Origin of the sequence: Micromonospora sp. NPDC047670 (assembly GCF_043204915.1) — a bacterium.
Taxonomy (GTDB): Bacteria; Actinomycetota; Actinomycetes; order Mycobacteriales; family Micromonosporaceae; genus Micromonospora.
On sequence record NZ_JBIDDA010000001.1, the window covers coordinates 875,378 to 888,625 of the forward strand.

Consider the following 13,248-nt stretch of genomic DNA (forward strand, 5'->3'; position numbering starts at 1 on the left):
GGCCAGCCCTCGGCGGCGGGACGTCGGAGCTGGACCCGCTGCGGAGCGTGGCGGCCGAAAGGTACTGCGGCGCTCGATCGCCCTCTCGTCCGGGATCCGACAATTGGCGTCGACGTGGTGGCACAAATGGGTCGCACCAGCACCAAGTGACGCATGGCCAAGACTACGAAGGGTGCCGGGGTCATCGCGCGCTGGCTATCGTGTCCGCTCTGCCATTCCTCACGACACATAGGACTGACGTGGGCATCCTTGTCACCACCAGCGGCTACGGACCTGCCTCATACGAGTCCGCCTCCGGCAAGCCGTTGGAGTTGGTCGACGGATCCAACCTGCTCCACCTGCTCGCCGAACATGCGCAGGCGCGGACTCGGATCGACCCAAGCGAATCGGACTGACATGATCGAGAAGCGCCCGCCCGAGCAGGCATTGATCATGCATTTCACCCACATCGACAACCTGCCGGCGATCCTGACTGCTGGGCGACTCGTCGCGGACAATGTCGTGGGCGAACGTCTGGTGACCGACGTGGGGTCGGCAGCCATCAAGGCGAGCCGCCGCACCCGGCGGGTGACGTGCCCGCCTGGCGGCGTCGTCGCCGACTACGTCCCCTTCTACTTCGCGCCCCGCTCGCCGATGATGTACCGCATCGCGCGGGAACACGAGGCCGGCAAGCCCGGCTGCTATCCCGGGGGAGACGACCCGCTGGTCTACCTCGTCAGTTCGGTCGACCGCGTGCACGCCGCGGGTCTTCCGTGGGTGGCCAGTGACGGCAACTGCGCGGCCTCACTCACCTGCTTCTCCCCGAGGCTGAGTGACTTGGCCCACCTCGTGGACTGGCCGTTGATGCGGGAGAAGGTCTGGAAGGACGTGCCGGAAGACCAGGACCGGATGCGGCGACGCATGGCCGAACTGCTCGTGCACCAGGAATTTCCGCTGGACCTGATCGCCGGCTACGTCGTTCGGACTCCACAGCGGGAGACGCAGCTGAGGCATGTTCTGCGGTCTGCTGGCATCATCGACGCGTACGTTGTTGTCAGGGCCGACTGGTACTACGGGTTCACTCGGAGGGAGGTGCGCGAATGATCGTCATCAGCCACGGCAACCTGCTCACGGCCGACGCGGATGCCCTGGTCAACACGGTCAACACGGTGGGCGTGATGGGTAAGGGCATCGCCCTCCAGTTCAAGCGCGCCTACCCCGCCAACTACGCAGCCTACCGAGCCGCGTGCGCGGCGAAAGAGGTCGAGCTGGGCCGCATGTTCGTATTCGACTCCGGTCGGCTCGGCTCCCGCCGCTACGTGATCAATTTTCCGACCAAGGGTCACTGGCGGGCCAACTCGAAGCTGTCCGACATTCGTGCCGGCCTCGCCGATCTCGTCCGGGTCGTTCGAGAGCGGCACATCGGCTCGGTCGCGATGCCGGCCCTCGGCTGCGGTAACGGCGGACTCGACTGGGGCGAGGTCCGCCCGGTGATCGAGCAGGCTTTCGCCGACCTGCCCGATGTCCGGGTGCTGCTGTTCCCGCCCGAAGGCGCCCCCGAACCATCGGACATGCCCGTCGCTACGCGAAAGCCAACGCTGACGCCGGGGCGCGCGACCCTGCTGCGCGCCATCGAACGGTATCTGGAACGGGCCCGGGAGCTGGAACCACGGGACGGCATCACGACCCTGGAGATCCAGAAGATCGCCTACTTCCTCCAGGTGTTGGGTGAGCCCCTGCGCCTTTCCTTCACCCGGGGACGCTACGGGCCTTACGCCGACAACCTCAATCATGTTCTCGACCGCCTCGAAGGGCACTATCTGGTCGGTTTCGGCGACCGTTCCTCCCGCGTCGAGGAGTTGCGTCCCATCCATCTGACCGATGGCACGAGCGAGGCGGTCTCCGCCTGGTTCGATTCCTCCGGTCGGATAATGCCCGAGGCACTGGTGCGTCTCGCTGAACTGGTTGACGGATTCGAGGCTCCGTACAGCCTCGAACTACTCGCCACCGTGCACTACGCCGCGCAGACGCAACCCCCGACCAGCGACATCGACGAGTTGATCGAGCGCGTCCAGGCGTGGAGCGGGCGTAAGGCCCGGCTCTTCACGCCAGCGCACATCACCACCGCGTGCGAGCGATTGCAGTCCGCCGGTTTGCTGCCCAACCTGGTCAGGGCATCGGCCTGACGGCTCAGCACCATCGGTGGGCGCGTACCGGCCCGCGCGGCATGGTCAGGGTCGGCAGGTCGCCGTCTCCCCGCCCTGCATCTCCGCGCGACAATCGCGCGATGCCGGCACCCCGCCCTAGCCTGCTGCGTCGCCGGGACGGCGCGACTTCGGCACCTGTCGGTTGAAGCGTGGCTTCAGTGTGACCTTTGAGTCCTCGATGACCACGTGCACGCCCGGCGACCGGGGCGCGGTCGCCGCAACCTCCGTGGTGTACGGCTGGGCGGGCGTGAAGTCGGCCAGCAGGTCGTCGTGGATGGCGTCAGGCATCCCCAGAAGGTACCGGCCGCGGCCTCTCCTCCCGCACGAACCGTCGGGGATCGACGCGCGAGCTCTCACCGCTCACCGGCCGGCATGCCATGCCTCGCGCCGCTCACCGGCTCGTTGAGTCTGCCAGGCGCGGAGGGCCTCCTTGATGCGGTGGTTCTCCGCCCGGGTGAGGTCGAGTTGGCGGGTACGGTCGCGCAGCTCGTGGGCGAGGCGGTGCAGCAAAGCGTCGACCTCTTCGACCCGGTAGCCGCGCCGGCAGAGCGACATGCGTGGCAGCGTGACGCCGAGGACCCGGTCCGGGGTGAGCGGGTCGGGCAGGACGTGCCGGCTGCGGTACACGGCCATCAGGGCACCATCGCGTACGGCAGGTGGATGCGCTCGGCGGGCACCCCGGCGGCGAGCAGCCGCAGCCGCGCGCCGGCCAGCATCGGCGGTGGGCCGCAGACGTACACGTCGTGGTCCGGGCGGTGGTGGTTGAGGGCGATGGTGAGGGCGTCGCCCTGCTCGGCCGACTCGGCGGCAGGATCGTGGCTGAGGGCGGGCACGACGGTCAGCCAGTCGTGGGCAGACTGGAGGCGGTCGAGGGCGATCGGGTCGTAGAGCTCCGCGAAGCTGCGTACCCCGACGACCAGGGTCACCCGCCGGCCGTCGGGCGCGGCGGCAACCTGCTCGACCAGGGCGCGCAGTGGCGCCAGCCCGGTGCCCCCGGCAACGAGCAGCAGGTCTCGGCGCGGGCGATGGTCCAGGCTGAGGCCGGCATCGCGCGGCGGGCCGAACCAGAGCAGTTCGCCGGGGCGTACGTCGTGGACGAGGGTGTGGCAGACGGTGCCGGCGGCGAGGGCGCGGACGTGCAGCTCGACGGTGCCGTCCGGGCGCGGAGCGTTGGCCGGGGAGAGCCAGCGCCAGCGGCCGGGCCGGCGCGGCGTGCAGACCGGGACCGCCTGGCCGGGCCGGTGGGGCAGGCGACGCCAGGGGCGTACGGTCAGGATCGCGATGGTGTCGGACGGCCGGTCGTGGCCGATCACCTCGGCGGGCGACCAGGCCGGGCCGTCGTCTGCCTGGTCGGCGGCGTGGCGCACGGCCTCAGCGACGCGGCGGCCGGCGCGCTCCCAGGCATCCGCGAGCGGCGGCGTCCACAGTGCGCGGGCCTGCCGGGCGACGGCGGCCCGCAGCGCCTCGCCGATGGCGGCCTCATGGGGCAGCAGTCCGTGCCGGCGGTACAAGCGGCCGAGCACCGTCAGCAGCGCCGCCCGCCCAGCGGGGTCGTCACCGCCGCTGGTCAGGCGGCCGAGCGCGGCGAAGAGCAGCGGGGCGTCCCGTTCGGGGAGCAGCCCGGGGCGGCCGTCCTCCAGCGTGCACCAGAAGTCGTCGGCGCCCCTGTCGACGCCCTTGTCGACGGCCGCCTCCCACGCGGCGACGATGGTCACGCGCCCGCCTCACAGGCGAGGCGATCCACGGCTGCGGCGGCGGCCTCGACGTCGGCTTCGGGCAGGCCGGCGGCTGCCAGGGTGGCCCGGCCCCAGCGGGCGAGACGGCAGGGGTAGGGGACGCGTTCGCTTCGGCACAGCTCGCCCTCCGGCCAGCTCTCCGGCACATGGGTGCGCACCGCCCGTACGGCGATGGCGAGGTCCTCGTCGGTGACGGGGGTGAGGACCGGGAAGTCGTCGATCAGGGTGGACACGTTCTGCTGCCCCTCGGGTCGCGGCCGGTGGATCGGCGCCGGGGCGGGCGGGAGCGGAGCTGTGTCGTTCGGGTCGACGCAGCTCCGGAGCCAGCACCCGCCCCGGGCCATGCGTCGACCTTCACCTCCGGCCAGAGGTGCCGGTATGCGGCGATGATCGTGGCGGAGATACGCGCTGCGTATACGGCTGATCACCCAGCCGGACATGCGCCTGAGCAAGCGATGGGCGGCGCTCGCCTCTCACGCCGCCGACGCTGTCGAGCTGCCCCGTCTGTACGGGCACGCCCGGTGAGCCGCCCAGCGGCGGGCGGCGTCGATGAGCGGACCGTGGTGGGATGCGGCGTTGCTCTCCTGCTTGCGTTGCCACAGCACGACCAGGGCGTCGGCGAAGGCGGTCAATGCGGCCTCGGGTGCGTTGGCGTACGCCGACACCTGCCGGCCCCACTCCTCGGCGGCGGCCGGATCGTGGCCGGCGCGGATCAGGCGCAGCAGCAGCAGAGCGGTGTCGATCCAGGCTGCACCGCGGGCGGGACCGGACCAGTCCACCAGCCAGACGGTCTGGCTCTCCCCCGCGTCACCGCCTGATCCGGGCTCGATCAGGAAGTTGCGGGGCGTCATGTCGGTGTGCAGGAGGGTGTCGCCGTCGACCAGCTCGGGGGCGATGAGTGTGCGCCAGCGATCGCCAAAGGACGGCACGGCGACGGGTGGGCACGGCGTGAGCCGCCGGCCCAGGTCACCGAGGAGGGCCGCCAGCGGGGCGAGGTCGGGTGAGCCCGGGGCCAGGTCGGGATGACGGCCGGCGGCGTGCTCGAAACCGAGGAGCAGCCACCCGCCGCGCTCGACGGTCCAGAGCAGACGGGGAGCCGCCGCAGGCAGCCACGGATTGAGGCGGGCCTCATTGCGGTAGAGCCATCCGAACAGGCCGTCGACCTCGCCGCCCTTGCAGAAGACGCGGCCGGCGTCGGTGTCGACGGTGACGGCGATGTCGCTGGCGGCGCCCGTCGGGACCGGGCTCACCGAACGGATCGAGCCGGTGTGCCGCTCGACGGCACGGCGTACCCCCTCGGGCAGCTCCTCCCAGCGGCGACGTGGCATGTGACGGGCCTTCCGGCGGCGGGCGGTCCCGGGCAGTCTATGCCCGGGACCGCTGGTCAGCCGGCCTATCCACGAGGGCTGTCGTGGCAGCCGGCGTGGCACTGGTGGCACTTCGAACCACAGTCGGCGGCCCGCGCCGCCCAGAGCGGCGTGTCGAGTGCGAAGCCGGCGGCGGTGATCGCGGCCACCGTCCGGGAGATCGGGGCGCCGACCGGCTCCGGGGCCGACGGTCGCCTGTCGTCCGGCACGGGCTCGGGCTCGTGATGGATGAACCGGCCGGCGACGCGGTCGCAGAACTCGGCGTAGTCGTGGGTGTGGAGGATGAACGCGTGCCAGCCGATGTCCACCAGACCGGTCGGCCCGATCGGCTCGGCGGTGACGGCGCACGCGCCGAGGAACGCCAGCGCCTGGTCCATGATCCTGGCCGGGAGGTCCGGGGCCAGCTCGGGGTGGTCGTGGGCGATGCGGGCGGTCAGCCGGTCGAACAGCTCATCCGGTACGAGGGTCCGGCCGGTCTTGTCGACGGTGAGCAGCATGGCGCTCCTTCCGTTGGGGGGTCTGCGCCCAGACTGCGGCCCTGCCGATCGGCAACCGATGACCGTGTGAGCATCGTCGATATGCGCGCCGCGTATACCGGACCGGCACGGAGCGGCTTCAATGGATAGGCTCGACAAGGCCAGCTGGACGGAGCCACCTGCGCATGGCGAGGTTGCCGGTGACACACGCGAACTGCCCCCGATGTGGCGCGCGCCTGGCCCGCGACAACGACAGCGGGCGCTGCGCGCCGTGCCAGGCCGCCGAACGGGACAGGCTGAGCACGCCACCGGTGGTGCCGGCGAGCTTCTGGGAACACGAGCCGGTGCGATGGGCCCTGGCCGAGCGGCACCTCGGGCGGGTCATCCGGGCGTACCGGTGCCATCCGTACCACGGACGGCAGCCGCTGCCGCAGACTGTGGTGGCGGGGTGGCTGGGGATCACGCAGGCACAGCTGAGTCGGGTGGAGAACGGACCACCGATCATGCACATGGACCGGCTCACGCAATGGGCACAGGTGCTTCGGGTTCCGCCCCGCTTCCTGTGGTTCAGCCTGCCCAGCCGGCCGGTGAAGATGGCACGGCACGATGCCGTATCGGTGGAACGTGCCGGGCTCACCGCGCTGCCGGCATTGGCCGATGCTGGCACTACGTCACCGAACCAGGGAGGTGGCACCACGGACCGCCGACAGTTCCATGCCTTCGCCGCACTCGCGGGCATCGCCGCGACCGGCTCCCTCGGCATGCTCACCGCGCCCGGCAACGCGGCCCGGACCATCGGCATGGAACAAGTGCGCGCCGTCGGCGCCTTGGTAGACGAGTTTCGTCGCGCCGACGCGGCAGTTGGCGCCAACCAGCTCTGCGACATCGCCATCCGGGTACACGCCCAGCTTGCGGAATGGGCGGCGAAGGCCACCTACAGCCGGGGCGTCGGCGAAGCCCTCCAGGCCACCCTTGCCGATCTGGCCATAGAAACCGCCTGGCTCACCGTCGACGCGAACCGCCGCGCGGAAGCCAGGGCGTACCTCAATGACGCGATCACCAGAGCCCGCTTCTGCGACGACCCACGGATGGAGGTACGCGCATTCGCTTACCTCGCGCTGCTGACCTGCCAGACCCGGCCAGGTGAGGCGCTGCACGCCGTCGAAGCGGCACTCCGGTCCTCCGCCGGATGGGGCACCCCACGACTGGCCACGCTGCTGCACCTACGTGCCGCGAGGACGTACGCCACCGTGCACGACATAAGCGGTTTCCACCGGGCCATGAGCAGGGTTCAACGCGAGTTCGAACGTGGCACCCGCGAAGAGGACATGCCGTTCCTGCACTTCGTCACCGCGCAGGAGGTCAAGGGCATCGAGGGCCTCGCCTATCTTGCGCTGGGCAGGCCCGATCACGCCGCCGACGCCTTCCGGGCCATTACGGAGAACCCCTCGGCCGTTCTTCGGCGCAATCAGATCTACTACTCGGTCCAGCTCGCCAGCGCCGCCTACAGGCAGGGCAACCTCGACGAGGCTGCGTACACGGCGATGAACCTGCTGCCTGAACTTGGTCAGGTGAGTTCGGGGCGGGTGACTCTCCAACTCGCGCAGCTCCGATCCGACCTGGGACAGCCGCAGCGGTCGACCGCTGCGGCTCGGAAGTTCGTTGAGGCATACGACCAGGCGGTGCGCGGATGATCGAAGGGTTGGAACTGCGGCACCACACCGCCGAAGAGGCAGCCGGACTCATCGACCGGCTCGTTGGGCTCTACCTGACCGTGTACGCGGACGGCGGCGAGTTCCACAGCGAGGACCGGTACCGCCGCCAGCTTGCCGGCCACATGCAGCGCGACGGCTGGGACCTCGTCACGGCCACGGTCGGCGGCGAGTTGGTCGGGTACATCTACGGCTTCCCGCTGCCGGCCGAGACCCGCTGGTGGGGTGGCATCCAGGAGCCCATCCCGGCCGGATTCACCGAAGAGGACGGTAAACGGACATTCGCCATCAGCGAGTTGATGGTGGCCCCTGGCTGGCGTCGCCGAGGGATCGCCAAGTCGCTGCACGACGAGCTACTCGCTGGGCGCACCGAGGATCGCGCCACGCTCCTGGCCGAGCCGGACAACACCGCAGCCCAGGCTGCGTATCGAAGCTGGGGCTGGCAGAAGATCACCATGCTCCGTCCTGGCTGGGACCACGCACCTACGTATGACGTCATGGTGAAGCAGGTCAGCCAAACCGTACGAGTTGATCCTCTCTGAGACAGGGCCAGACTGTCACCTAACCGACAACAGTTGAGCGCTGCGGGGCAGGGCCATCCAGTGCAAGGCCGGTTACCGTGCCCGGGTGACGGATCTTGAGCGAGGCGTCTACGAGCACCTGATTACTCGCGAGCTGGCCGCTGGCCTCCAGCACGTCGATCCCACCCTCATCCAGCACCACAGGCTCGACCCCGCCGACGCCCCCGACGCCCTCGCCCGTCACATCGCCGCCCTGGCCCACCGCGCCCTGCACGCCCTCCCCGGCGGTGACGACAAGCTCCAACGCCAGGTAGACCTGGCCAACCGAATCGCTGAGGCCATCGCCGCCGTAAGCCCTCAAGCGGCCACGGCACAGGACCAGGTCACCGACGCCAAACACCTCCTGCACGCCATCGCCGCCCCACCCACTCCACCCGCGCAGCCCGCCTTCCCGCAGCGCCCCACCACTCCGCTCTCCACGGGCGCCCTGCTGGTCAACGGCCGTCACCAGCCGCGTATCGGCCACGAGGTCACGCACGAGATGGCGTCGGCGGAGCAGGTCGACCTGCTCTGCGCGTTCATCAAGTGGTACGGCCTGCGCATCGTCGAGCCGGCCGTCCGCGACCTGATCGCCCGCGGCGGCAAGCTGCGGGTCATCACGACGACGTACCTCGGGGCGACCGATCAGCGCGCGCTCGACCGGCTCGCCGAGTTGGGTGCCGAGATCAAGGTGTCGTACGAGACCAGGACCACCCGGCTGCACGCCAAGGCGTGGCTGTTCCGCCGGGGCAACGGCATGACCACCGCGTACGTCGGCTCGTCCAACCTGTCGAAGGCCGCGCTGGTCGACGGCGTCGAGTGGAACGTGCGGATCTCGAACGTCGAGCAGCCGCACGTCATCGACACGTTCACCGCCACGTTCGAGGACTACTGGAACGACCCCGCCTTCGAGGACTACGACGCCAGCAGGGACGCCGACCGGCTCAGGCAGGCGCTCAGCGGGGAGCGCCCCGGCGAGACACCGATCCAGATCGCCAACCTTGACGTGCGGCCGTACCCGTACCAGGCGGAGATCCTGGCCGACCTGGACGCCGAGCGGCACGTGCACGGCCGCTGGCGCAACCTCGTCGTCATGGCCACCGGCACCGGCAAGACGGTGGTCGCCGCCCTCGACTACCGCCGGCTACAACGGGCCGGCAAGGCGGCTTCGCTGCTCTTCGTCGCCCATCAGGAGCAGATCCTGCGGCAGAGCCTGGCGACGTTCCGGCAGGTGATGGGCGACGGCAGCTTCGGCGAGATGCTCGTCGGGGGCAGGGAGCCGACCCACTGGCGGCACGTCTTCGCCTCCATCCAGTCGCTGAGCCGGCGCGAGATCGACCCCGAGGCGTACGACATGGTCATCGTCGACGAGTTCCACCACGCGGAGGCACCGACGTACGCCCGCCTGTTGGAGCGGCTACGGCCACGCGTACTGCTGGGGCTGACGGCGACCCCCGACCGGGCCGACGGCGGCGACGTGCGGCGGTGGTTCGACGGCCGCGCGGCCGTGGAGCTGCACCTGTGGGACGCCCTGGAGCGGCAGTTGCTGGCGCCGTTCCAGTATTTCGGGCTGCACGACGAGACCGACCTGTCGCAGCTGCGCTGGAAGCGCGGGCAGGGCTACGACCCGGCGGAGCTGGACGGCGTCTACACCGGCAACCACGCGCGGGCGCGGATGGTGCTGCGGGCGGTACAGGACAAGGTTGACGCCGTCCGGATGCGGGCGCTGGGCTTCTGCGTCAGCATCGGGCACGCCCGGTTCATGGCGGACTGGTTCACCAAGCACGGCGTACCGTCGGCGGCGGTGACCTCGCAGGTCGACACCCCGAGCCGGCACGCGCTGCTCGCGGAGTTTCGCAAGGGCACGCTGCGGGTGCTCTTCACCGTGGATCTTTTCAACGAGGGCGTCGACCTCCCGATGGTCGACACGATCCTGATGCTGCGCCCCACCGAGAGCGCGACAATCTTCCTCCAGCAGCTGGGCCGTGGTCTGCGCCTGGACGACGACAAGCCCTGCCTGACCGTGCTCGACTTCATCGGTGCGCAGCACGCCAACTTCCGATTCGACCTGCGCTGGCGGGCGCTGACCGGGGTGAGCCGGAAGTCCGTCTCAGACGCGGTCGAGCAGGACTTCCCGAGTTTGCCGAGCGGCTGCCACATCGAGCTGGACCGGGTGGCCAAGGACATCGTGCTCGGCAACCTGCGCTCGGCGTTGCCGACGTCGAAGCGCGGCCTGGTGGCGGAGCTGCGGTTGCTGGGTGACGTGAGCCTGGGCGAATTCCTGCGCGAGACGGGCGTGGAGATCGAGGACGTGTACCGGTCGGCGAGCGTCGGCGGGTGGACCGGGCTCCGCCGGCTCGCGGGGCTGGAGCCCTCGGTGCCGGGGCCAGACGACCGTGAGCTGGGCCGGGCCATCGGGCGGATGCTGCACCTCGACGACCCGGACCGGCTGGCGCTGTTGGGTCGGATGGCGGCGGGTGAGCGGCCCGACGCCGGGCGGCTGTGGGACATGCTGCACTTCGACCTGTGGGGGCCGAACGCGCCGCTGACCTCGCGGGAGGAGCGGCTGGCACGGCTCTGGGCGGAGCCGGCCCGCTGTGCCGAGCTGCGGCAGGTCGCCGAGGTGCTGCGGGACCGGATCCATCGGGTCACGCCGGAGCCGCTGTCGGCGGAGGTGCCGCTGCGGGTGCACGCCCGATACAGCCGCAACGAGGCGTGCGCCGCCTTCGGTATGCCGAACCCGGGCTCGCTGCGCGAGGGGGTGAAGTGGCTGCCGGACGCTAAGGCCGACCTCTTCTTCGTCACGCTGGTCAAGTCGGAGGCGCACTACTCCCCCACCACCATGTACGCCGACCGGGCCATCACCGACAGCCTCTTCCAGTGGGAGTCGCAGAGCACCACGTCGTCGGCATCGGCAACCGGCCAGCGCTACATCCACCACGCCTCGCGCGGATCGACGGTGCACCTGTTCGTGCGGGAGACCCGGGTCGCCGACCGCGACCTGGGCGCGCCGGCCTACCTCTACGCCGGCCCGATGACCTACCAGGAGCACACCGGCGACCGGCCCATGCGGATCATCTGGCGGCTGCACCACGCGCTGCCCGCCGACACGTACGCCGCCGCCCGGGCCATCGCCGCGTGAGCACCGGCCAGGAGGTGTTGGACCGGCTCACCTCGCTGCGTAGGAACGGGCCTCGAACCGCCCGTCGGGTTCGGGGGCGAATGCTCAGGCGGCGTCTGCGTTCGGAGCGAACCTGACATCCAGTCTCATGTTGAGAGCACTTGCGAGACGCTCCAGGACCGGCAGGGTCGGCACGGTGCCGCCCGCCTCGAACCGGGCCACGGCAGACTGGGTCATACCGGCAGACCTCGCCAACTGGCTCTGGCTCCACCCCTTGTGTTCCCGCAGATGCCGCACCTCCTGCCCGAGCTCGAAGGCGATGCGCGTCGCCTCGTACGCCTCGGCAGCTCCTGGCTCCGCCATCCGACGGTCGCGCAGGTCGTTCCAGTCGACGCGATCGCTCATCGCTCCGCCCCCTCGTTCACCGTGTGCCGCTCCGCCACGCACCGCTCAAGCGCCCGGCGGGCTCGTTCCACCTCCCGGTCCTCCCGCATACGCGTCTTGCGAAAGACGGTCAGCAGTACGATCCGCCGGTCGGAGGCTATCCAGTACGTCACCCGGACTGCATCGCGCTCCAGGTAGAAGCGCAGCTCCCGCAGCTTGCCGTCGAGCTGTCGAGAGTGCGGCTCACCGAGCAGCACTCCCCTACTCGCAAGCAGGTCGATATAGAACGCCGCTCGCGCGAAGTCGGCGCTCGGTAGCCCCTCCAGCCAGTCTCGAACCTCTGGTTCCAGCTCCACGCTACCCCAGGTCATAGCATCGGTGCTATGGCACTGCGGTAATCCCTCCCCGCTTTGCGACCCGCATGTCTTCGAAGGGTTCCGGCCGGTCCGCCATGTACGCCGGCTACAACCGGGCCTGACCACCGCGAGCCGCAGTCATCACAGCGCAGGCGCCGGGCCGAGCGCCTGCTTCAGGCAGGCGTCGACATCCGTCGCGTGGTACACCCGCTCACTCGCCTCGATCCCCTCGAGGAACATCGCGTACACCGCCGCCATCCGCAGCGCCGCCACCGGCCGCAGCAGTTCCACGGCCCGCTCCGGATCGCACCCCGGCACGTCGGCCCGCCACCGCGCGCACCACTCCTCAACCACCGACTGCGCAGAGGCCGCGTCGAGCCCTTCCGCCAGCCGCAGCACGTCGAACGCCGGATGCCCGACGAACGCGTCGCCCCAGTCGATGACGACATGCTTCCCGGCGCAGGCGCGAACGTTGCCGGGATGCAGGTCCCCGTGCACCAGCGTCTCCGGCAGCCCACACCGGGCCACCTCGTCGAGCCGCGCCTCCAGCCCCGCCAGCAGGCCCGCCACGGACGAGATGTCGTGACCGGTGAGCCGGTCCCGGATCCAGCCGGCGAGATGAGGAGCACGCAGGTCCGGCACGCCCGCCGCCACCAGCTCCGCCACGTCCGCAGCGGACCGCACCTGCACCGGGTGGAAGTCGGCGGCCATCGCCAGCCGCTCCTCGATGGGCGCCCCGTAGCGGTCCTCACCCGGCACGTGGTCGAGCAGCATCCGGCCGTCTCCGTCGTCGGCGAGCAGCGTCGAGGTCTTCCCCGGCGCCGCACGCCCGAGCCAGCGCAGCACGGCAGCCTCGTGCCGGAAGAACGCCGGCACCTGCTTCAGCCACGCCGTCCCGCCCGGTCCGTCGAGCCGCCAGACCGCCGACAGGTTCCAGGTCCGCTGCTGGTTGGCGGTCTCCGCCGGCCGGCCGAGCCGCCGCAGCTCCCCCTTGGCCCAGGCGAGGCTGCGCGCCGGCCCGCCGGGTTCGGCGAAGGGGGCGCGCAGCGGGTCCGCCGTCAGGTCCAGCTCCGCCGGGACGAGCGGCGCGGCCGGCCGTTCGCTGACCTGTCCGAGGTATGTGACCGCGCCGCCGACGGTGCCGGTGTCGTCCCCGCCGAGCAGGCGCAGGATGGCGACGTCGACGCCGTACCGCCGTTGGGCCTCGGCCACGACGGGGGCGACGTCCTGCCACCAGGGCGACGGCACGTCGAACGGCGGCAGGGCGCCCAGCGGCGCGCCGGCGGCGTCGAGCAGGGCGAGGGTCACGGTCCGGGACACGCCGGCACGCTACCGCCGGTCAGCGGCCCG

The 13,248-nt window shown here is 70.8% G+C and carries 15 protein-coding genes; 6 read left to right on the plus strand and 9 right to left on the minus strand.

Features of this window, described 5'->3' with window-relative positions:
- The first annotated feature begins 200 nt into the window (after positions 1–200).
- The 3 genes from ACGF7U_RS04195 to ACGF7U_RS04205 are packed head-to-tail and all read left to right on the plus strand — an operon-like array spanning position 201 to position 2,165.
- A complete protein-coding gene (locus ACGF7U_RS04195; RefSeq protein ID WP_393102695.1) occupies positions 201–395 on the plus strand; it encodes a restriction endonuclease in 195 nt (64 codons plus the stop codon).
- A 1-nt stretch (position 396) separates the two neighbouring features.
- Positions 397–1,083: a DUF4433 domain-containing protein gene (locus ACGF7U_RS04200; RefSeq protein ID WP_393102697.1), complete on the plus strand. Its 687-nt coding sequence runs from the start codon at positions 397–399 to the stop codon at positions 1,081–1,083.
- Positions 1,080–2,165, plus strand: a complete 1,086-nt coding sequence (locus ACGF7U_RS04205; RefSeq protein ID WP_393102699.1) for a macro domain-containing protein — start codon at positions 1,080–1,082, stop codon at positions 2,163–2,165. The genes ACGF7U_RS04200 and ACGF7U_RS04205 overlap by 4 nt, the downstream gene beginning before the upstream one ends.
- Before the next feature lie 117 nt (positions 2,166–2,282).
- On the opposite strand, the gene ACGF7U_RS04210 is transcribed toward ACGF7U_RS04205, so the two are convergent.
- The 6 genes from ACGF7U_RS04210 to ACGF7U_RS04235 all read right to left on the minus strand — a co-directional run bounded on the left by ACGF7U_RS04210 (position 2,283) and on the right by ACGF7U_RS04235 (position 5,786).
- Positions 2,283–2,474, minus strand: a complete 192-nt coding sequence (locus ACGF7U_RS04210; protein ID WP_393102701.1) for a hypothetical protein — start codon at positions 2,472–2,474, stop codon at positions 2,283–2,285.
- Positions 2,475–2,546: 72 nt separating this feature from the next.
- Positions 2,547–2,819 (minus strand): DivIVA domain-containing protein, encoded by a 273-nt coding sequence (locus tag ACGF7U_RS04215; RefSeq protein WP_393102703.1) that lies wholly within the window; start codon positions 2,817–2,819, stop codon positions 2,547–2,549.
- Positions 2,819–3,901, minus strand: coding sequence for an FAD-binding oxidoreductase (locus tag ACGF7U_RS04220; RefSeq protein WP_393102704.1), 1,083 nt, complete (start codon positions 3,899–3,901; stop codon positions 2,819–2,821). The genes ACGF7U_RS04215 and ACGF7U_RS04220 overlap by 1 nt, the downstream gene beginning before the upstream one ends.
- Complete coding sequence (locus ACGF7U_RS04225) at positions 3,898–4,155, minus strand: hypothetical protein (protein ID WP_393102706.1); 258 nt, start codon at positions 4,153–4,155, stop codon at positions 3,898–3,900. The genes ACGF7U_RS04220 and ACGF7U_RS04225 overlap by 4 nt, the downstream gene beginning before the upstream one ends.
- 240 nt (positions 4,156–4,395) lie before the next feature.
- Positions 4,396–5,250: a hypothetical protein gene (locus ACGF7U_RS04230; RefSeq protein WP_393102708.1), complete on the minus strand. Its 855-nt coding sequence runs from the start codon at positions 5,248–5,250 to the stop codon at positions 4,396–4,398.
- Positions 5,251–5,315: 65 nt separating this feature from the next.
- On the minus strand, positions 5,316–5,786 hold the full coding sequence (locus tag ACGF7U_RS04235) for a glycine-rich domain-containing protein (RefSeq protein WP_393102710.1): 471 nt from the start codon (positions 5,784–5,786) through the stop codon (positions 5,316–5,318).
- Positions 5,787–5,965: 179 nt separating this feature from the next.
- Here ACGF7U_RS04235 and ACGF7U_RS04240 point away from each other — a divergent pair, with 179 nt between their 5' ends.
- The 3 genes from ACGF7U_RS04240 to ACGF7U_RS04250 all read left to right on the plus strand — a co-directional run bounded on the left by ACGF7U_RS04240 (position 5,966) and on the right by ACGF7U_RS04250 (position 11,179).
- Positions 5,966–7,459 (plus strand): hypothetical protein, encoded by a 1,494-nt coding sequence (locus ACGF7U_RS04240; RefSeq protein ID WP_393102712.1) that lies wholly within the window; start codon positions 5,966–5,968, stop codon positions 7,457–7,459.
- Positions 7,456–8,019: a GNAT family N-acetyltransferase gene (locus ACGF7U_RS04245; RefSeq protein ID WP_393102714.1), complete on the plus strand. Its 564-nt coding sequence runs from the start codon at positions 7,456–7,458 to the stop codon at positions 8,017–8,019. Before ACGF7U_RS04240 ends, ACGF7U_RS04245 begins: the two co-directional genes overlap by 4 nt.
- 85 nt (positions 8,020–8,104) lie before the next feature.
- The gene (locus tag ACGF7U_RS04250; RefSeq protein WP_393102716.1) at positions 8,105–11,179 is read left to right on the plus strand and encodes a DUF3427 domain-containing protein; all 3,075 of its coding nucleotides are present in this window, start codon (positions 8,105–8,107) and stop codon (positions 11,177–11,179) included.
- A gap of 84 nt (positions 11,180–11,263) precedes the next feature.
- Here ACGF7U_RS04250 and ACGF7U_RS04255 read toward each other — a convergent pair whose 3' ends face one another.
- From ACGF7U_RS04255 to ACGF7U_RS04265, 3 genes are all read right to left on the minus strand, one after another.
- Positions 11,264–11,563 carry a multiprotein-bridging factor 1 family protein gene (locus ACGF7U_RS04255; RefSeq protein WP_393102718.1) on the minus strand — a complete coding sequence of 100 codons (300 nt, stop codon included), beginning with the start codon at positions 11,561–11,563 and terminating at the stop codon, positions 11,264–11,266.
- Positions 11,560–11,898 (minus strand): type II toxin-antitoxin system RelE/ParE family toxin, encoded by a 339-nt coding sequence (locus tag ACGF7U_RS04260; RefSeq protein WP_393102720.1) that lies wholly within the window; start codon positions 11,896–11,898, stop codon positions 11,560–11,562. The genes ACGF7U_RS04255 and ACGF7U_RS04260 overlap by 4 nt, the downstream gene beginning before the upstream one ends.
- A gap of 141 nt (positions 11,899–12,039) precedes the next feature.
- A complete protein-coding gene (locus ACGF7U_RS04265; protein ID WP_393102722.1) occupies positions 12,040–13,218 on the minus strand; it encodes an aminoglycoside phosphotransferase family protein in 1,179 nt (392 codons plus the stop codon).
- Positions 13,219–13,248 lie beyond the last annotated feature (30 nt).

Excerpts from the sequence above, each read along its gene's own strand:
- ACGF7U_RS04205 (WP_393102699.1), top strand. The coding sequence starts at position 1,080 with ATGATCGTCATCAGCCACGGCAACCTGCTCACGGCCGACGCGGATGCC.
- ACGF7U_RS04230 (WP_393102708.1), bottom strand. The coding sequence starts at position 5,250 with ATGCCACGTCGCCGCTGGGAGGAGCTGCCCGAGGGGGTACGCCGTGCC.
- ACGF7U_RS04245 (WP_393102714.1), top strand. The coding sequence starts at position 7,456 with ATGATCGAAGGGTTGGAACTGCGGCACCACACCGCCGAAGAGGCAGCC.
- ACGF7U_RS04235 (WP_393102710.1), bottom strand. The coding sequence starts at position 5,786 with ATGCTGCTCACCGTCGACAAGACCGGCCGGACCCTCGTACCGGATGAG.
- ACGF7U_RS04255 (WP_393102718.1), bottom strand. The coding sequence starts at position 11,563 with ATGAGCGATCGCGTCGACTGGAACGACCTGCGCGACCGTCGGATGGCG.
- ACGF7U_RS04215 (WP_393102703.1), bottom strand. The coding sequence starts at position 2,819 with ATGGCCGTGTACCGCAGCCGGCACGTCCTGCCCGACCCGCTCACCCCG.
- ACGF7U_RS04200 (WP_393102697.1), top strand. The coding sequence starts at position 397 with ATGATCGAGAAGCGCCCGCCCGAGCAGGCATTGATCATGCATTTCACC.
- ACGF7U_RS04210 (WP_393102701.1), bottom strand. The coding sequence starts at position 2,474 with ATGCCTGACGCCATCCACGACGACCTGCTGGCCGACTTCACGCCCGCC.